At 72.7% G+C, this 18423-nt stretch carries 13 protein-coding genes; 5 read left to right on the forward strand and 8 right to left on the reverse strand.

All coding sequences use genetic code 11. The features are described from left to right. Positions 1 to 135: 135 nt before the first annotated feature. Positions 136 to 1551, reverse strand: coding sequence for a replication-associated recombination protein A (locus tag OO60_RS19885; RefSeq protein ID WP_425304653.1), 1416 nt, complete (start codon positions 1549 to 1551; stop codon positions 136 to 138). Positions 1552 to 1694: 143 nt separating this feature from the next. Here OO60_RS19885 and OO60_RS19890 point away from each other — a divergent pair, with 143 nt between their 5' ends. The 3 genes from OO60_RS19890 to OO60_RS19900 all read left to right on the forward strand — a co-directional run bounded on the left by OO60_RS19890 (position 1695) and on the right by OO60_RS19900 (position 4425). Then, a complete protein-coding gene (locus OO60_RS19890) occupies positions 1695 to 2390 on the forward strand; it encodes a TetR/AcrR family transcriptional regulator (protein ID WP_033261999.1) in 696 nt (231 codons plus the stop codon). A gap of 32 nt (positions 2391 to 2422) precedes the next feature. Then, positions 2423 to 3634 carry a cytochrome P450 gene (locus OO60_RS19895; RefSeq protein ID WP_003075346.1) on the forward strand — a complete coding sequence of 404 codons (1212 nt, stop codon included), beginning with the start codon at positions 2423 to 2425 and terminating at the stop codon, positions 3632 to 3634. A 62-nt stretch (positions 3635 to 3696) separates the two neighbouring features. After that, entirely contained in the window at positions 3697 to 4425 is a 729-nt protein-coding gene (locus OO60_RS19900) for a metallophosphoesterase family protein (protein ID WP_003075344.1), read from the forward strand. Here the strand turns inward: OO60_RS19900 and OO60_RS19905 are convergent. The 7 genes from OO60_RS19905 to sthA form a co-directional block, all read right to left on the reverse strand. Next, complete coding sequence (locus tag OO60_RS19905; RefSeq protein WP_033261860.1) at positions 4397 to 5257, reverse strand: SGNH/GDSL hydrolase family protein; 861 nt, start codon at positions 5255 to 5257, stop codon at positions 4397 to 4399. The two genes, OO60_RS19900 and OO60_RS19905, sit on opposite strands and share 29 nt — an antisense overlap. 181 nt (positions 5258 to 5438) lie before the next feature. Next, positions 5439 to 6623: a hypothetical protein gene (locus tag OO60_RS19910; protein WP_003075338.1), complete on the reverse strand. Its 1185-nt coding sequence runs from the start codon at positions 6621 to 6623 to the stop codon at positions 5439 to 5441. A gap of 79 nt (positions 6624 to 6702) precedes the next feature. After that, on the reverse strand, positions 6703 to 7650 hold the full coding sequence (locus OO60_RS19915; protein WP_003075335.1) for a DUF389 domain-containing protein: 948 nt from the start codon (positions 7648 to 7650) through the stop codon (positions 6703 to 6705). Then, positions 7650 to 9425 (reverse strand): aspartate--tRNA ligase, encoded by a 1776-nt coding sequence (gene aspS / locus OO60_RS19920; protein ID WP_003075330.1) that lies wholly within the window; start codon positions 9423 to 9425, stop codon positions 7650 to 7652. Before aspS ends, OO60_RS19915 begins: the two co-directional genes overlap by 1 nt. 84 nt (positions 9426 to 9509) lie before the next feature. Beyond that, a complete protein-coding gene (merB, locus tag OO60_RS19925; protein WP_033261861.1) occupies positions 9510 to 10112 on the reverse strand; it encodes an organomercurial lyase in 603 nt (200 codons plus the stop codon). A 145-nt stretch (positions 10113 to 10257) separates the two neighbouring features. Then, positions 10258 to 12147, reverse strand: a complete 1890-nt coding sequence (locus OO60_RS19930; protein ID WP_209441389.1) for an intein-containing Rv2578c family radical SAM protein — start codon at positions 12145 to 12147, stop codon at positions 10258 to 10260. A gap of 187 nt (positions 12148 to 12334) precedes the next feature. Then, the gene (gene sthA / locus OO60_RS19935; RefSeq protein WP_003104025.1) at positions 12335 to 13747 is read right to left on the reverse strand and encodes a Si-specific NAD(P)(+) transhydrogenase; all 1413 of its coding nucleotides are present in this window, start codon (positions 13745 to 13747) and stop codon (positions 12335 to 12337) included. 89 nt (positions 13748 to 13836) lie between these two features. Between sthA and OO60_RS19940 the strand changes: the two genes are divergently transcribed. Beyond that, on the forward strand, positions 13837 to 16809 hold the full coding sequence (locus OO60_RS19940) for an ATP-binding protein (RefSeq protein WP_033261863.1): 2973 nt from the start codon (positions 13837 to 13839) through the stop codon (positions 16807 to 16809). A 71-nt stretch (positions 16810 to 16880) separates the two neighbouring features. Further along, positions 16881 to 18269: an FAD-binding oxidoreductase gene (locus tag OO60_RS19945; protein WP_003061871.1), complete on the forward strand. Its 1389-nt coding sequence runs from the start codon at positions 16881 to 16883 to the stop codon at positions 18267 to 18269. Positions 18270 to 18423 lie beyond the last annotated feature (154 nt).

Below are 18423 nucleotides of genomic sequence, written 5' to 3' on the forward strand. Positions count from 1 at the left end.
CCTGCCGTCGCTGCGGCCCTCCCCGGTTCCGGGCCGACTCGAAGGGGGAAAGTTTACGAACCCCGATGATCTTGGCCACCCCGGCCCGCACTCCGGGTGAACGGTGTTCTGCCTCAAGCCCTCGGCACGCCGTGCTCACCGCCCGCGGATCGTCCGGCGCAGCTTCGGGACGCGCTCGGCGAGGGTCCGCTCGGCCCCGCGCTGGGTGGGCTCGTAGTAGTCCCGGCCCACCAGGTCGTCCGGCGGGTACTGCTGGGCCAGCACCCCCTCGGGCACGTCGTGCGGGTACCGGTAGCCCTGCGCGTTGCCCAGTTTCTTCGCGCCCGCGTAGTGCCCGTCGCGCAGGTGCGGCGGGACCGTGCCGGCCAGCCCCGCGCGGACGTCCGCGAGCGCGGCGTCGATGCCCTTGATCACCGCGTTGGACTTCGGCGCGGTGGCCAGGTGCACGGTCGCCTGCGCTAGGGCCAGCCTGCCCTCCGGCATGCCGATGAACTGCACCGCGTGCGCGGCCGCGACCGCCGACTGCAGTGCCGTGGGGTCGGCCATCCCGATGTCCTCGCTCGCGTGCACCACCAGCCGCCGCGCGAGGAACCGCGGGTCCTCCCCCGCCTCGATCATCCGGGCCAGGTAGTGCAGTGCGGCGTCCACATCGGACCCGCGGATCGACTTGATGAACGCGCTGATCACGTCGTAGTGCTGGTCGCCGTCGCGGTCGTAGCGCACCGCCGCCTTGTCCACTGTGGACTCGACGATGGGCAGGTCGATCGTCTTCGCCTCGGTGGCCGACGCCGCGTCCGCTGCCGCCTCCAGCGCGGTGAGCGCACGGCGCGCGTCCCCGCCCGCGAGCCGGACGAGGTGGGCGCGGGCGTCCTCGGTCAGGGTCAGCTCGCCGCCGAGGCCGCGCTCGTCGGCCAGGGCGCGCTCGAGCAGCGCCGTGATGTCGTCGTCGGTGAGCGGCCGCAGCTGCAGCACCAGCGACCGCGACAGCAGCGGCGAGACGACGGAGAACGACGGGTTCTCGGTGGTCGCCGCGACCAGCAGCACCGTGCGGTCCTCGACCGCGCCGAGCAGCGCGTCTTGCTGGGTCTTGGAGAACCGGTGCACCTCATCGATGAACAGCACGGTGTTCTCGGCGTTGTACTGGCGGCGCCGCCGGGCCTCCTCGATGACCCCGCGCACCTCCTTCACGCCCGCCGAGAGCGCCGACATCGCGACGAACCGGCGGCCGGTGGCGATCGAGACGAGGTTGGCCAGCGTCGTCTTGCCCGTGCCCGGCGGGCCGTAGAGCAGCACCGACGCCGGCGCGGCGCCTTCGACCAGCCGCCGCAGCGGAGCCCCTTCGCGCAGCAGGTGCTGCTGGCCGACGACCTCGTCGAGCGAACGCGGCCGCATCCGCACGGCCAGCGGCGAGCTGGCCGGGTCGGCCTGCGGTTCCGCGCCCGCGTTCGACCCCGTGCGCTCCGGCGGAGGCGCGATGTCGGCGTTCGCTCGATGGGATGCCGGCTCCGCGGAGAAGAGTGCGTCGCCGGGGAAGAGCTCGTCCTGTGCCACACCGATGACGTTAACCGAAGCCACCGACAGAACCGCTTGCCCCGGTCCCCGGATCGGCGCTACCGTCGTGCTGACCGGTTGACCGAAAGTGCGAATCCGGTCAACACGTCAAACACTCAACGAACCCGCAGGTGGACGACCGCATGAGCCATCCCAACCGCGAGCGCGCCGACCGGATCCTGGACGCGGCGGGCGAGCTGCTGCTGCGCATGGGCTACCGCAAGGTGGCGGTGGACGACATCGCGCGCGCGGTCGGCATCGGCAAGGGCACCGTCTACCTGCACTGGCGCAACAAGGAACTGCTGTTCCAGGCGTTGATGATGCGCGAATCGGCCGACCTGACCGACGAGGTCCTGCAGGCGATCAAGGCCGACCCGGCGATGATCCTGCCGCACCGGATGATCCCCGGGTCGTTCCTGATCACGCACCGCCGTCCGCTGGTGATGGCGATGCTGCGCGGCAACGCCGAGATGTTCGGCTCGCTCGGCGACCTCGCCCTGCACAAGCAGCAGGACGAACTGCGCGCGCAGTTCGAGGAAACCATGCTGCGGCACGGGCTGATCCGCGCGGACGTGCCGAACCTGAGCTACGCGCTCAGCGCCTCGACGCTCGGCTTCTACCTGGGCGACACGCTTTCGCACGAGTTCGAGGGCGTTCCCCTCGAAGAGAAGGCGGCCGTCCTCGCGCACGTGATCCGCACCGCGTTCGAACCGGCCGGGGAGCCCGATCCCGGCGCGGTCGCGGAGGTGGCGGCGGAACTGGGCTCGGCGCTCGAGGAGCTCGTCGCGGGCTACCGCAACGGGATCTACGCACACGATCCCACCAGGTCACCCGGGTAGCTCCCGGGGCTGCACAGGGGAAAGGGGCGGAAATGACCACCACACTCGCCGATACCTGGGGACTCCACGAATCCCAGTTCTGGCTGCGGGGGAAGCAGCCGGAGAAGCAGGTCGAGTTCGCCGCGGAACTGGGGATGTGGAACGTCTACGGGCACCCGGAGGCCGAGGGGATCCTCCGCGACCCGGCGACGTTCTCGTCCGACACGTCCCGCCTGGTGCCGAAGGAGATGATGCCGGAACTCGACGAGGACGCGCTCGCGGCGGGCAGCATCCTGCAGCTGGATCCGCCGCTGCACAACAAGATGCGCAAGCTCGTCAGCCGCGCGTTCACGCCGAAGGTGGTGGCGGACCTCGAGCCGCGGATCGCCGCGATCACCCGCGAGCTGCTCGACACCGCCCCCGGCGGCGGCCGGCTGGAGCTGGTGGCCGACCTGGCCTACCCGCTGCCGGTGATCGTGATCGCCGAGCTGCTGGGCGTCCCGGCGAGCGACCGGTACCTGTTCAAAGGCTGGGTGGACCGCATGTTCGAGTCCGCCGACCAGGTTTCGCTGGTGAAGCAGGACGAGAAGCAGGGTGAAGCGATCAAGAAGTCCCTGGAAGGCCAGAAGGCGCTCATCGACTACCTGGGCGGGCACGTCGACGAGCGGCGCAAGCAGCCGCGCGAGGACCTGCTGACGAAGCTGGTCGAGGCCGAGCTGGACGGCGAACGGCTGTCCCGCGCCGAAGTCGTCAACTTCGCGAACATCCTGCTGCTGGCCGGCCACATCACCACCACGATGCTGCTCGGCAACGTGGTGCTGTGCCTGGACACCTACCCGGAGTGGGACGAGCGGGCGCGCGCCGACCGGGCGCTCGTGCCGCCGGTGATCGAGGAGTCGCTGCGGTTCCTCACGCCGTTCGCGGCGGTCGGCCGCACGACGATGCGGGAGGCGGAGGTCGGCGGCGTCACCGTGCCGGCCGACCAGATGCTGCTGGTGTGGGTGGCGGCGGCCAACCGGGACGAGCGGGTGTTCGCCGACCCGGGCCGGTTCGACCCGCTGCGCGACCCCAACCCGCACCTGGCGTTCGGCCGCGGCATCCACTTCTGCATCGGCGCACCGCTCGCGCGGCTGGAAGGGCGGGTGGCGCTGGACATCCTGTTCGACCGCTACCCGGCGTTGCGCACGATCCCGGGTGAGCCGCCGAAGTTCCAGGTCAACCCGAACATGACGGGCGTGCGCGAGCTGCCGCTCACCGTGGGGTGACGGCGTTGCGCCCTGGGCGAAATCCCTCGCCCGGGGCGCGGCCCGTGCCCGATGGTGGGGCGGTGAACGTGGCCGTGCTGTCCGACATCCACGGGGTGCTGCCGGCGCTGGAGGCGGTCCTGGCGGAGCCGGACGTCCGGGCGGCGGACCGGATCGTGCTGCTGGGCGACGTGCTGGCCGGGCCGATGCCGGTCGAGACCCTCGAACGGCTGCAGGAGCTCGGCGACCGCGCGGTGTGGGTCCGCGGCAACGCCGACCGCGAGCTGGCGGAATCGGCCCGCACCGGCGGCTCGTTCGTCCCGGACCCGATCTTCCCGTGGACGGCGCGGCAGCTGCGTCCGGCCGACCTGCCGCTGCTGGACGCGCTGCCGCTGACCGTCACGCTGGGCGAAGTGCTCTTCTGCCACGCCACCCCGCGCAACGACACCGAGATCGTGCTGGTGGACTCGCCCCCGGAGCGCTGGGCGGAGGTGCTGGCGGGCGTTTCCGCGCCGACGGTGGTGTGCGGACACACGCACATGCAGTTCGCCCGGTTCGCCGACCGGCGGCTGGTGGTGAACCCGGGCAGCGTCGGGATGCCTTACGGGGCAAGGGGTGCGCACTGGGCCCTGCTCGGCGACGGCGTCCAGCTGCGGCGCACGGAGTACGACACCGAGGCGGCGTGCCGGTTCCTCGCTTCACGGTCGGCATACCCGGACATCGAGGAGTGGGCGGACTACTTCGTCCGCAACCCGGCTTCGGACGTGGAGGCGCTGCGGGTGTTCAGCGGGCGCGGAACGAGTTCCACATGATCACCGCGGCGTAGGGCAGGAATTCGCGGCCGCGGCGCCACAGCCACGGGATGCCCTTGAGCACCAGCCACCCCACGTGCCCCGCGGTGCTCGGCTGGACCCCGCCGCTGCAGGTGAGGCTCACCGGTTCCGGCACGGCGAACCCGGCTTCGGCGAGCAGCCCGGTGAAGCCGTTCGCGAGCATGCGGTGGCCCAGTTCGGAGGGGTGCAGCCGGTCGACGCTCCAGGACGCCAGGTCGTAGGCGCCGGGCAGCCGCGCGAGATCGAGGCAGGGCACGCCTTCCCCGGCGACGACCTCGTCGATGGCCGCGTTGAGCTCGGCGACGCGGGCGCTGAGGGCGCGTTTCAGCGACTGCGGGAGGCGGAAGACCTTGCTGTGGTCGTGGAACCGGACGGGCACGACGGTGGTGCCGTGTTCCCGGAGCCCGCGGATCACCCCGGTGAGATCGGCGGCGATGCGCGCGGCGTCGAAGTCCGGCCGCAGGGTGTCGTTCATCCCGGCGACGACGAGCGCCACATCGGGCCGGTGCGCCACGGCGGCGGGCACCTGTTCGGTGAGCACGCACCGCATCCGCGCCCCGGCGAAGGAGGGGTTCAGGTAGCCGTCGGGCGCCACCCCGAGCGCGGCGGCGACCAGCGGGCCGACCCCCCGCCAGCCGGCCCGCCGGGGAAGCGGATCCCCGAGGCCGACAGCGGTGGAGTCACCGAGCACGACCAGCCGCCGCGCCGCCCTGGGCTGCAGCGGCGGAACCGCGGCCAGCGGGGGCCGGCGGCCGGGCTCGGGGAGTTCGGGGGTGACATCGACGCTCATCACGGTCACGCTGACGACCATCGGCCACGCAGGCTCACAGGCGGTGAGGTCGAGGTAACGCGCCTGCGACACCGGGCCTAATTCTTGACGCGGACCTCACGGGCACCGGCCACCGGCGTCGCGAATGACTCATTCGGGACACCAGCGGTCCCGAATGAGTCATTCGCGACCTTCGGGTGCCGCCGCCCCGCCGCCTCGGGCCTCAGCGGAACGCCGGGTAGAACGCCAGGTCGGCGTGCGGTCCCAGCCGTGCCGCCAGGGCCGCCGCCACGCGGGCCGCGAACTCCGGCACCGCCGTCATCCGGACGTATCCCGCGTGCTTCGCCAGATCCCGCCACCACGTCACGAACGCCGCCTCGCGGCTCACCGGGGCCGCGTGGCGGGACAGGTTCAGCGCGCCCAGCTCCTCGCCCGTGATCAGCCAGACCCGCAGCAGCTCGCTGGCCGTCAGGTGGGTTGCCAGCACCTCGTCGTCGGCGAAGGCCGGCCAGATGCCCACCACCTCCGCGCGCCAGGCCGCGATCATCGCTTCGCTCATGCCCGCCGGGAGGGCCAGTGCGTCCGGCCAGCTCGCGAACGGCAACCGCAGGTGGGCCGCGTCGACCAGGGCCGAGCGGACGCAGCCGTACTCGAAGTCGAGGAACCGGACGCCCTGGCCCGTCACCAAGTTGTTGTCCGGGCTGAGCTCGACCGGGCTGAACGCCCGGAAGCCCGCCGACCGCGACTGCTCCAGCGCCGCCGTCACCTGGGCGCGGACCTCGTCCGGCACCGGGATGCCCAGACGCTCCTGGATCAGGGACGGCACCCGCGCGCACAGCTCGTCGACGCCGCCGGAATCGCTCTTCGCCGGGCCGCCGAGGCGACGCAGCAACGCGTTGAAGTCCGCTTCGCGCCCCGCCGTGTTCGCGTGCAGGCGGCCCAGGGACCGGGCCCAGGACAGCAGGGCGCGCTCGGCCGCGCGGGAGTCGCGGGCGTAGAGCTTGTCCTCCAGCGTCGGCGTGCGGCCCAGGTCCTCCAGGACCAGCACGCGGTCGCGGCCGTCGTGGGCCAGCAGCTCCGGGCACATCCGCTCGTCCGGGGACAGCGCCGTGAACAGCTGGTAGCTGACCGCCTCCTGGGCGAACGGGTCGGCGCCCGCCGCCGGCTGGTCCGGGTAGTGCTTGATCACCAGTGTGCGCGGCAGCGCGAAGGACGACGACACCACTCTCGCGCGGACCACCGTCGCCGGCCCGCTGCCCGCGAGGTCCTCCGGCGCGACCAGGGTGATCGGACTGCCGAACCGGCGCGAGAGAACGGACTCGCCCGCCGCGACCGCCGCGGCGACGGCGAGCTGCTCGGCTCCTGCCCCGACCCCAGCGTCGCCGGTGGAGGAGGTGTCGACTGTCATTGTCACCGACCCTACTCGTGACTGAGCAACCATGACTACTGACATCCGGACAGAAAGGCGCAACCCGCCCGGACCCGGGTCACCCCCGTGAAAGCGGACGCGTTCCCACCGCTGAACGTTGCCCATTCCGGCGCACGATCAACACAATGGCCGCTGCTGCAACGATTCCGAGAAGGTTGACCAGCAGCTGCCCGACGGACTGGAGACACCGGCTCCACTCCCCCGCCACGGCCGCGACGACCGCGTACCCCGCGGCCGGCACCGTCGTCACGGAGATGAACACGCCCACCAGCGCGGCCGACTTCGCCGACGTCATGGCGAGCATCCCGGCGGCGCCGGCCAGCATCGCGACGACCAGGGACGGCACCCCGACGGAGAAGACGAAGTCGACGTCGTGGTTCCGCTCCAGCCGGAACGCGTCCGCGCCGAAGACGTCGGTCGCGCGCACGAGCAGGGCGCCGCCCAGCGTCACGACCATCGCCAGCGGGAAGCCGATCCCCAGCGCCGCGGCCGCGCGGCGGACCAGGTCCCATCGGCGCAGCACGAGCCCGACCGCGAGGGCGGCCAGCGGCCCGAACTCCGGGCCGACCACCATCGCGCCGACGATCGTCACCGCGGAGTTCGTCAGCACGCCGACCGCGGCGAGCAGGCACGCGATGGTGAGGAAGGCCAGGAACGTCACGTTCAGCCGGGATTCCTCCCCGGTGCGCGCGACCAGCTCCTCCCACACCACGGCGTCGGCGGCTTCGCCCGGCGCCGCCTCTTCCGCCCGGTCGGCGGCGTCGGACAGCGCCGTGTCGAGCGCTTCCAGGGTGATGCCGCCGGTGTGGTCGAGGTCGAGCGCGCACAGGGCGTCGATGATCTCGTCCGCCGCCTCACGCGCGATGTCGGCCTCGACCAGGTCACCCGCCGGTTCCACGGCGGCGCCGCGGTGCACGACCAGGTGTGCCGTGCCGGCGTGCGCCCGCAGGATGCCGAGCGCCGAAGCGGTCTTCTCCTGCGGGCACACGGCCCTGAGGTGCAGCACTAGTTCTGCGGGGCGGCGGCCGGTTTCGCGTCGATCCCGGCCTCCTTGCGCTGCTGCGCCGTGATCGGCGCCGGCGCCGCGGTCAGCGGGTCGTAGCCGCCGCCGGTCTTCGGGAACGCGATCACGTCACGCAGCGAGTCGGCCTTCGCCAGCAGCATGACGATCCGGTCCCAGCCGAACGCGATGCCGCCGTGCGGCGGCGGGCCGAAGGCGAAGGCGTCGAGCAGGAAGCCGAACTTCTCCTGCGCCTCCTCCTCGCCGAGGCCCATCAGGCTGAAGACGCGCTTCTGGACGTCGCCGCGGTGGATACGGATCGAGCCGCCGCCGATCTCGTTGCCGTTGCAGACGATGTCGTAGGCGTAGGCGAGCGCGTTGCCCGGGTCCTGCTCGAACTTGTCGATCCACTCCGGGGTCGGCGAGGTGAACGCGTGGTGCACCGCGGTCCACTTGCCGGAGCCGACGGCGACGTCGTCGCCGATGTCCTCGACCGGCGCGAACAGCGGCGCGTCGACGACCCACACGAACGACCAGGCGTTCTCGTCGATCAGGCCGAGCCGCTTGCCGATCTCGTCGCGCGCGGCGCCGAGCAGCGGCTGCGTCGACGCGGCCTTGCCCGCGGCGAAGAAGATGCAGTCGCCCGGCTTCGCGCCCGCCGCGGCGGCGACGTTCTCGCGCTCGGTCTCGGACAGGTTCTTCGCGACCGGGCCGCCGAGCGTGCCGTCCTCGTTCACGAGGATGTACGCGAGGCCGCGCGCGCCGCGCTGCTTCGCCCACTCCTGCCACGCGTCGAGCTGGCGGCGCGGCTGGTCGGCGCCACCCGCCATGACGACCGCACCGACGTACGGCGCCTGGAACACGCGGAACGGCGTGTCGGCGAAGAACTCCGTCATGTCGGTGATCTCGAGGTCGAAGCGCAGGTCCGGCTTGTCGGAGCCGTACTTGGCCATCGCCTCGTGGTAGGTGATGCGCGGGATGGGCCGCGGGATCTCGTGCCCGATCAGCTTCCACAGCGCGGCGACGATGTCCTCGCCGAGCTTGATGACGTCGTCCTGCTCGACGAAGCTCATCTCGATGTCGAGCTGGGTGAACTCCGGCTGCCGGTCGGCGCGGAAGTCTTCGTCGCGGTAGCAGCGGGCGATCTGGTAGTACCGCTCCATGCCGCCGACCATGAGCAGCTGCTTGAACAGCTGCGGCGACTGCGGCAGCGCGTACCAGGAGCCGGGCTTGAGCCGCGCCGGGACCAGGAAGTCGCGCGCGCCTTCGGGCGTCGAGCGGGTCATCGTCGGGGTCTCGATCTCGACGAAGTCCTGGGCGTGCAGCACCTCGCGCGCGGCGCGGGAGACCTCGCTGCGCAGCCGCATGGCCGCGGCCGGGCCGCTGCGGCGCAGGTCGAGGTAGCGGTGCTTGAGGCGGACCTCTTCGCCGACGTCGACGCGGTCGTCGATCGGGAACGGCAGCGGCGCGGACTCCGAGAGCACCTCGAGCTCGGTCGCGAGGACCTCGATCTCGCCGGTCGGGATCTCGGCGTTGGCGTTGCCCTCGGGCCGCTTCGCGACCTCGCCGACGATCTTCACGCAGAACTCGGAGCGCAGCGCGTGCGCGCGCTCGGCCATCTCGCCTTCGCGGAAGACGACCTGGGCGACGCCGCTGGCGTCGCGGAGGTCGATGAAGATGACGCCGCCGTGATCGCGCCGCCGGGCCACCCAGCCGGTGAGGGTGACGGTCTGTCCGGCCTGTCCGGCACGCAGGGTGCCGGCTTGATGGGTGCGGAGCACTGCGACTGCTCTCCTTCGACATGGGTGTGCACGCTGCTTGAACCCCCCAGCCTACGGCGTCGGCAGGCCACTCCCGCGCGGTGGTCAGAGGACGTACTTGGGCCGGATCTCCAGCGCCGCGACCAGCCGGTGGGCCTGGGCCAGGTAGGCGGGCACCTGGTAGATGCGCCCGCCCGGGTTCGCCACCAGCCAGCTCGCCGCCGCGGACGCCGACGCGAAGAACGGCTGGCCCGCGCACGCCACCGCGTCGGCCCCGTCCAGGCCGAAGCCGAGGTCGACCGCCGCGACCACCACCGACGGCGGGTCCACCAGCAGGATCGCGTGGGAGGTCAGCTCGATGCGGATGCGGGTCCCGGTGACCGGGCAGGTCGCCGTCGCGTGCACGCGCTCGCCGGTGGCGATGGCCAGCAGGAACATGTCCACCGTGCCGTCGGGGCCGGCGCCGAGGGTGCCTTCGGCCGGTTCGAGGCGGTGGTGGGCCCCGCGCGGGGCCGGCCCGGTGGAGACCAGGTCGCGGTGCAGCGTGAAGCCGATCAGCTCGACCAGCCGCCGGGCTTCGGCCGGGGGCACGCCGACCGTCGCGGCCAGCCGGTCGACGCCCACCGGGTGCCGGCCGGCCCGCGTCAGCTTGAGGGCGGCCCAGGCGAGCCGGGCCGCCGCGACGCGGTCGGTCTGCGAGGTCGTCACGGCCGGCTCCTTCCGGGATCGATCCCTTCGACGTTAGGCGCCGGTGACACACGACGACAACGACACGACCGGACATTTTGCTGCAAACCGAAGACACCGCCCCCGAACGGCGCAGCGCGTCACCCGGTGGGTCCGAAAAGGACCGTCAGAGCAGGCGCAGCTGCTCCGCCGGGACGTCCGCCGGCGCGGCGGGCGCCGGGCCGCGCAGGTCGAAGCCGGTCTTGGCGGCCAGGCCGTGCCGCCGCAGCAGCGGCGCGACCCGCTCCGCGAGCCGCTCCCGGTACGCCTTCCGCACGTAGCTCCCCCGCGCGTACAGCTCGCGGTACCGCGGGACGAGCTCCGGGTGCGTGCCCGCCAGCCAGCGGCCGAACCACTCGCGGGCGCCGGGCCGCAGGTGCAGCGCGAACGCCGTGACGCTCGACGCGCCGACGTCGGCAAGCTGGGCGAAGAGCGCGTCCAGGGCCTCGGCCGAGTCGGTCAGCCACGGCAGCACCGGCGCGACCAGCACCGAGCACGGCAACCCGGCGTCGCGGGCCTTGCGGACCAGCTCCAGCCGCGCCCGCGGGCTCGGCGTGCCGGGCTCGAGACGGTGCTGCAGCTCTTCGTCGAGGAGCGCGATCGACACCGCGAGCCCCACCGGGACATCGGCGGAGACGTCCTTCAGCAGCGGCAGGTCCCGCGCCAGCACCGTGCCCTTGGTCAGCACCGACAGCGGCGTGCCGGACCGGGCCAGCGCCGTGATGATGCCCGGCATGAGCCGGTAGCGGCCCTCGGCGCGCTGGTAGGGGTCGGTGTTGGTACCCATCGCGACGGGCTCGCGCCGCCACGACGGCTTCTTCAGCTGCGCGGCCAGCACCTGCGGCGCGTTGATCTTGACGACCACCTGCGTGTCGAAGTCGCGGCCGGCGTCGAAGTCGAGGTAGGTGTGGGTGTTCCGGGCGAAGCAGTTGTGCGAAACCATGCCGTCGGCCACGAAGTCGCCGGTGCCGGTGGTGATGTCGAACAGCGGCAGCTGCAGGCCCAGCGCCTCGATCGCTTCCACGCGGCGGCGGCTCGCCCCGATCGCCGCGCCTTCGAGCGACCGCTTCCAAGCCACGGCGGGGTTGCTCACGTGCAGGAACCGCAGCACTTCGCCGACGCCGCCGAGCAGGCGGATTTCCTGGCGCGTCGGGAACTTCGGCACCTCGTCCAGCTGGTGGGCGAAGCCGAAGCGGGCGAGCGCGGCGGTGAACGCGTCGGTGATTTCGGGCTCGTCGTGCGCCACCGCGAGGACGCCGCGGCCGTAGCCGCCTGCCAGGTCGAAGACGCCGGCGAGGAACCCGCGCTGCCAGTGGGCGTCCGGATCCGGCGGCACCTTGAGAAAACCGACCGACGCACCGAAGTCCGGCAGGTACTCCAGCGCCCGCGCGGCGGCGTCCGGCTCCGCGGCGAACCCGCCGGAGCGCAGCATCCCGCAGAGGTAGCCGGCCCGGTAGCCGAGGGTTTCGTCGGGGGTCGGGGCGAACCGGCCGACACCGATCAGCTCGGTGCCGGGCGTCAGGTGCGGCCGCTGCGCGGCGCCGAACTTGCTGCCGGTGACGTGCTTCCACCCCTTGCTCGTGAGGAACCGGTGGTCACCGCCGGCCACGAGCCGGGTGCCGTCGTCGAGCGTCACGCGGTAGGCGGCGCGCAGGGTGGTCCAGTGGGCTTCGACCCGGGTCGGCACCAGCCGCCGGGCGGCACCGTGGCCCCGGGTGCCGTAGATCTCGTCACCGACCTCCAGGTCCGACAGCGCCCGCGTCCGGCCGTCGGCCATGAGGATCCGGGTGCCGCCTTCGAGGCAGTAGGTGCAGGCGTGCGAGCAGCCGCGGTAGGGGTTGACGGTCCAGCCGAACGGCACCCCGGACCCGGCAGGCACCTTGTTCAGCACCGACCGCGCGTGCACCTCGTGAAAGGTGACGCCGTCGAATTCCGGTGACCGCACCGATCGCACCAGGCCCTCCAGCCCGGGCAGTGCCGGTTCACCCTCCCCTGTCCGCTGCCGATCCCATCGCACGGCGCCAGTCGAACATACGTTCTAGACGAGTGTCAAACCGGTTCGGGGGCAGTGGATCACGTGGTGCTGATGTGACTGCTGGGGCGGGGAAGGCGTCCCCGTCCGCGCGAAGCGGTGAGCCATCGTGACATCCACGCAGACCGGGGAACCAGGTCACGGACCGGCCACCTGTGGCCGGTGGGGCGGTTCAGGACGAAAACCGGTCCAGCGCCCGGATCTTGTTCGTCGCGTCCAGCGCCGCCACCTTGTACGCCTCCGACAGCGTCGGGTAGTTGAACACCGCGTCCACCAGGTAGTCGACCGTGCCGCCGCAGCCCATCACCGCCTGTCCGATGTGGACCAGATCCGTCGCGCCCGTGCCGAACACGTGGACGCCGAGCAGCTTCCGGTCCGCTGTGGACACCAGCAGCTTCAGCATCCCGTAGCTGTCGCCGGTGATCTGGCCGCGGGCCAGCTCGCGGTAGCGGGCGATGCCCACCTCGTACGGCACCGACGACGACGTCAGCTGGGCCTCCGTCGCGCCGACGTAGGAAATCTCCGGGATCGTGTAGATGCCGATCGGCTGCAGGGCGCCCAGCTCGTTCGCCGGCTCGCCGAACGCGTGGTACGCCGCGAGCCTGCCCTGGTCCATCGACGTCGCCGCCAGGGCCGGGAAGCCGATCACGTCGCCGACCGCGTAGATGTGCGGTACCTGCGTGCGGTAGTTCTCGTCGACCACCAGCCGGCCGCGCTCGTCGGCGGCCAGGCCGGCCGCCTCCAGGTTGAGCTCGCCGGTCATGCCCTGGCGGCCGGCCGAGTACATCACGCCGTCGGCCGGGATCCGCTTGCCGCTCACCAGCGTGGTGATCGTCGCGTCGGCGGACACCGCCACGTCCGCGACCTTCTCGCCGAAGCGGAACGTGACGCCGAGGTCGCGCAGCTGGAACTTGAGCGACTCGACGATCTCCGGGTCGCAGAAGTCGAGCATGTGGTCGCGCTGCTCGACCACGGTGACCCGCGAGCCGAGTGCGGCGAACATCGACGCGTACTCGATGCCGATCACCCCGGCGCCCACCACGACCAGCGACGACGGGATCTGCTCGAGCCGCAGGATCTCGTCGGAGTCGAGCACGCGGGCGGCGTCGAAGTCGACCTGCTTCGGCCGGGCGGGGCGGGTGCCGGTGGCGATCACGACGTGGTCGGCCGACAGCGTGCGCCGGTCGCCGCGGTGGCGGCCCTCGACGACCACGGTGTGCGGGTCGGCGAACGAGCCCGTGCCGTCGACCAGGTCGATGTGGTTGCGCATCAGCTGCGCGCGCACGACCTGGACCTCGCGCCCGACGACGTGCTGGGTGCGCGCCAGCAGGTCGGCGATGGTGATGTCCTGCTTGACCCGGTAGCTCGCGCCGTACAGCTCGCGCTGGTTCATGCCGGTCAGGTAGAGCACCGCTTCGCGCAGCGTCTTGGACGGGATGGTGCCGGTGTTGACGCACACCCCGCCGACCATGTCGTGCCGGTCGACGACCGCCACCTTCTTGCCGAGCTTCGCCGCGGCGATGGCCGCCTTCTGCCCGCCGGGGCCCGAACCGATGACGATGAGGTCGTACTCGTGCTCGCTCACGAGTCGAGCCTGCGCACCCGGCGGCCCCGGCGCAACCCCCCACCGGTGAAGATCCGCCAACACCGCCGCAGCGGGGTTAGCGTGGGCCGGTGCTGCGGGTTTCGCTGCTGGGCGAGCAGGTGATCGCCGACGACGCGACCGGTGCCGTGCTGACGCGGTCGCCGCGGTCGGTCGCGCTGGTGGCCTACCTCGTCGTGCACGCCGGCCTGGCGCAGCCGCGCCGCGTGATCGCCGGGCTGTTCTGGCCGGACTCGACCGACGCGCAGGCGCTGACCAACCTGCGCCGCGAGCTGCACCAGCTGCGCCAGGTGCTGGGCGAACTGCCGTCCCTGGTCGTCACGGGGCGGGACCTCTGCTGGCGTGACACGCCGTCGAGCCGGGTGGACGTGCGGGAGTTCGACACCGCCCGCCGGGCCGCGCTGGCCGCCGGGGACGCCGCCCACGTCCTCGCCGGTGCCCAGGCCGCGCTCGCCGCCTACCGCGGCGACCTGCTGCCGGGCCTGGCCGACGACTGGGTCCTCGCCGCCCGCGCCGAGCTGGACCGCCAGTGCGTCGAGCTGTGCGACCTGATCTGCCGGACGCCGGGCGACAGCGCCACCGCGCTGGCCGCCGCCCGCCGCCGGATCCGGCTGCGCCCGCTGGAGGAGACCGGCTACCGGACCCTGATGCGGCTGCAGGCCGACGCCGGTGACCGGGCGGGCGCGGTGAGCACCTACCACCGGTGCGCGTCGGTCCTCGAACGCGAGCTCGGGGTCGGGCCCGCCGAGCCGACCCGCGCGGCACTGCGCCGGCTCCTCGCCCGGTCCGAGCCCGACGTCCGGCGGGCGGCGGCGCCCGGGCTCGTCGGCCGGGACGCCGAACTGGCCCGCCTCAGCGAAGCCTGGCGCACGGCCGCGGCGGGCCGCGCGGGGGTCGTGCTCGTCCGGGGCGACGCCGGGGTCGGCAAGACGCGGCTGGTCACCGAGCTGGCCGGGCTGGCGCGGGCGGCGGGCGCCGTCGTGGCCACCGGCCGGTGCTTCGGCTCGGCGGGCCGGCTCCCGCTGGCCCCGGTGGCCGACTGGCTGCGCACCCCCGGGGTGCAGCGGGCGGCGGCGTCGCTGGACCCGGTGTGGCGCGCCGAGGTCGAGCGGCTGCTGCCGGCCTCGCCGCCGGTCGCGGGCGGGCACCCGACGGTCGACGCGTGGCAGCGCCTGCGGTTCTTCGAGGGGCTGGCCCGGGCGCTCACCGCCGGCGGGCGGCCGGTCCTGCTGGTGCTCGACAACGCGCAGTGGTGCGACGAAGAGACGAGCGCGTTCGTCACCTTCTGCCTCGGGCTCCGCCCGGACGCGCCGCTGCTGGTCGCCGCGACGCTGCGCGACGGGGGCGCCGAAACGTGGCTCACCCAGCTGCGCGACGACGGCAAGCTGACCGAGCTGCCCCTGCGGCCGTTCGACGCCGACGGCACGGCCCGCCTCGGCGAAGCGGTCGCCGGGCGCCCGCTGTCCGCATCGGACCGAACCCTGCTGCACGCGGCCACCGGCGGCTTCCCGCTGTACGTCGTGGAAGCCCTGCGCACCGGCGCCCCGCCGGCCGGACGGCTGTCCGGGGTGCTGCGGGCCCGGCTCGAACAGCCCGGCCCGGCCGCCAGGGAGGTCGCCGGGCTGGCCGCCGCGGCCGGTCGCGACTGCACCCTGGAGCTGCTCACCGAGGCGAGCGACCTGGACGCGGACACCGTCGTCGACGCGGTCGACGAGCTGTGGCGCCGCCGGATCCTGCGCGAGGTCGGCGGTGGCTACGACTTCACCCACGACCTACTGCGCGACGCGGCCTACCAGCAGGTCAGCCCGCCGCGCCGGTGGCTGCTCCACCGGCGGCTGGCCCAGGGCATGGAGCTGCTGCACGCCGCCGACCCGGACGCCGTCGCCGCGCAGCTGGCCGAGCAGTACGCCCGTGGCGGCCGCCCGGACCGCGCGGTCGAGCACTACCAGCGGGCCGCGGCCGTCGCCGCGCGCACCTTCGCCCACGCCGAAGCGATCCGGCTGCTGAAGGAGGCGCTGACGCTGGTCCGCGCGCGCCCGCCGAGCGGCAACCGCGACCGCGCGGAGCTCGCCGTCCTCGAAGCGCTCGCCGGGCCGCTCAACGCCCACCAGGGCTACTCCTCCCCCGAGCTGCAGCGCACCCTGGAGCGGTCGCTCGCGCTCGCGGAAGCCGTGGGCAGCAAGGATTCCGCGCTGACGGCGTTGCTGGAGCTGTGGTCGTCCCGGTTCGTCCAGGGCCGGACCGCGCTGGCGCACGAATCGGCCGAACGCGCGCTCACGCTGGTCGCCCCCGGCACGAACCCGGCGCTGAGCGGTTCGGCCCACTTCATCGTCGCGGGCTCGTCGGTGAGCCTGGGCCGCCCGGCCGAGGGACTGCGGCACTTCGAGCTGGGCGCCGAGCGCACGCGCGGCGCGTCGACGTGGCCGATCGGCACCCGCCCGGACATCCACGGCCCGGCCTGGGCGGCGCACGCCCACTGGCTGCTCGGGCACGACGCCGCGGCGGTGGCGAGCAGCACCGAAGCCGTCGAGCGGGCCCGCGCGGCGAGCCACCCGTACAGCCTCACCATCGCTTTGGCCTACGCGGCGATCACCCACCAGCTGCGGGGCGACCGGCCGTCGCTGTCGGCGGCCGTGGCGGAGCTGCACGAGCTGTGCGGCCGGTACGGGTTCGCCTACTACCGGGAGTGGGCGCTGGTGCTGGGCGGCTGGACGCACGGCGGCGCGGCCGGGCTGGCCGCGGCCCAGGACGGCGTCGCACACCTCAAGGCCGAGGGCTCGTTCGCCCGGATGCCGTACTGGCTGACGCTGGTGGCCGAGCTGTCGGCGCCGGAGGCGGCCCGCGCGACGCTGGACGCGGCCCTCGCGGCCGGAGAGGCCCGCGACGACCGGTGGTGGCTGCCGGAGGTGCTGCGGCGACGGGCCGCGCACGACCCCGACCCGGTGCCGCGCCTGCGGGCCGCCGCGGAGCTGGCCCGCGCGCAGGACAGCGTCGCCCTGCTGCGGCGCTGCGAAGCGGATCTGGCCGTCACGCAGCCGTCCTGAACGGACCGAACGCTTCGCGAACGCCCGCTGCCTACGTTCGCCTCGAACCGGAAACCTCCGAGAGGGGCACCATGACCACCACCGCGTTGCCGCACGAACAACTGGCCGCCACGCTGCGCGGCACACTCGTCACACCGGCGGACCCGGGCTACGACGAAGCCCGAGCGGTCTACAACGCCATGATCGACAAACACCCGGCGGCGATCGCCTACTGCCGCGACGCGGCCGACGTGGTGGCCTGCGTCCGCTACGGCCGCGACCACGGCCTGGACCTGGCGGTCCGCGGCGGCGGCCACAACGCGGGCGGCCTGGGCGTCGCCGACGACGCGCTGGTCATCGACCTGTCGAACCTCCGCAGCACCACGGTCGACCCGGTGCACCACACGGTCCGCGCGGACGCCGGCTGCACGTGGGGCGACGTCGACCACGCCACGGTGGCGTTCGGCATGGCAACCCCATCGGGCATCGTGGCATCGACTGGAGTGGCGGGCCTGACCCTGGGCGGCGGCATCGGCTACCTGGCCCGCAGGTTCGGCCTGACGATCGACAATCTGCTGGCCGCGGACGTCGTCCTGGCGGACGGCTCGTTCGTCCAGGCATCGGAGTCGTCCCACCCGGACCTGTTTTGGGCCCTGCGCGGCGGCGGCGGCAACTTCGGCGTGGTGACATCGTTCACGTTCCGCTGCCACGACATCGGCGAGCACGGCTCGGTGATCGCCGGCCCGGTCCTCTACGACCTGGCCGACACCCCGGAGGTGCTGCGCTGGTACCGCGAGCTCCTGCCATCCCTGCCGGAGGAGCTCAACGGCTGGTTCGGCCTCCTGACGGTACCCCCGGCCCCACCGTTCCCCGAGCACCTGTGGGGCCGCAAGGCGTGCGGCATCGTGTGGTGCTACACGGGAGCGCACGCGAAGGCGGACGAGGTCCTGGCCCCGGTCCGCGACTTCGGCGCACCATTGCTGGTGGGCCTGCAGGAGATGCCGTACACGGCGCTGCAGGGAGCATTCGACGCCCTGTACCCAGCGGGCCTGCAGTGGTATTGGCGAGCGGACGTGTTCCACGAGATCTCGGACGCAGCAATCGAAATCCACCTGAAGCACGGCGAGGCACTGCCGACAATGCATTCGTCGATGCACCTGTACCCGATCGACGGAGCGGCAGCCAGGGTATCCCCGGACGCAACGGCATTCCCCCACCGAGAAGGCGGCTGGTCAGGAGTGATCGTCGGAGTGGACCCAGCCCCGGAGAACGCTGAAGCGATCGCCCAATGGACACGCAACTACTGGGAGGAGCTGCACCCGACATCAGCAGGCGGAGCGTACGTGAACTTCATGATGGAGGAGGGCCAAGACCGGGTGAAAGCGTCCTACCGAGGCAACTACGAGAGACTGGCAGCGGTGAAGCACCGGTACGACCCGGAAAACGTGTTCCACATCAACCAGAACATCCACCCGAAGTAAAAAAACGGGCAGCCAACAGCACCAAGCAACAACAGGAAAACCCAGACCCCCCGCAACCCCGATCCGAAGCCAGAACACGGGCGGCGGCGGTTTGTCAAGGCACGCTTTCCCGCCTTGACAAACCGCCGCCGCCCGTAGTCACAATCAGGCTTCG

The sequence above is a fragment of the Amycolatopsis vancoresmycina genome (assembly GCF_000716785.1).
GTDB classification, from domain to species: domain Bacteria; phylum Actinomycetota; class Actinomycetes; order Mycobacteriales; family Pseudonocardiaceae; genus Amycolatopsis; species Amycolatopsis vancoresmycina.

What these genes read in the sequence shown, in the direction of transcription:
- OO60_RS19905 (WP_033261860.1), bottom strand. Translation starts at nt 5,257, where the DNA reads ATGGTCGTCAGCGTGACCGTGATGAGCGTCGATGTCACCCCCGAACTC.
- OO60_RS19895 (WP_003075346.1), top strand. Translation starts at nt 2,423, where the DNA reads ATGACCACCACACTCGCCGATACCTGGGGACTCCACGAATCCCAGTTC.
- OO60_RS19945 (WP_003061871.1), top strand. Translation starts at nt 16,881, where the DNA reads ATGACCACCACCGCGTTGCCGCACGAACAACTGGCCGCCACGCTGCGC.
- OO60_RS19890 (WP_033261999.1), top strand. Translation starts at nt 1,695, where the DNA reads ATGAGCCATCCCAACCGCGAGCGCGCCGACCGGATCCTGGACGCGGCG.
- OO60_RS19910 (WP_003075338.1), bottom strand. Translation starts at nt 6,623, where the DNA reads ATGACAGTCGACACCTCCTCCACCGGCGACGCTGGGGTCGGGGCAGGA.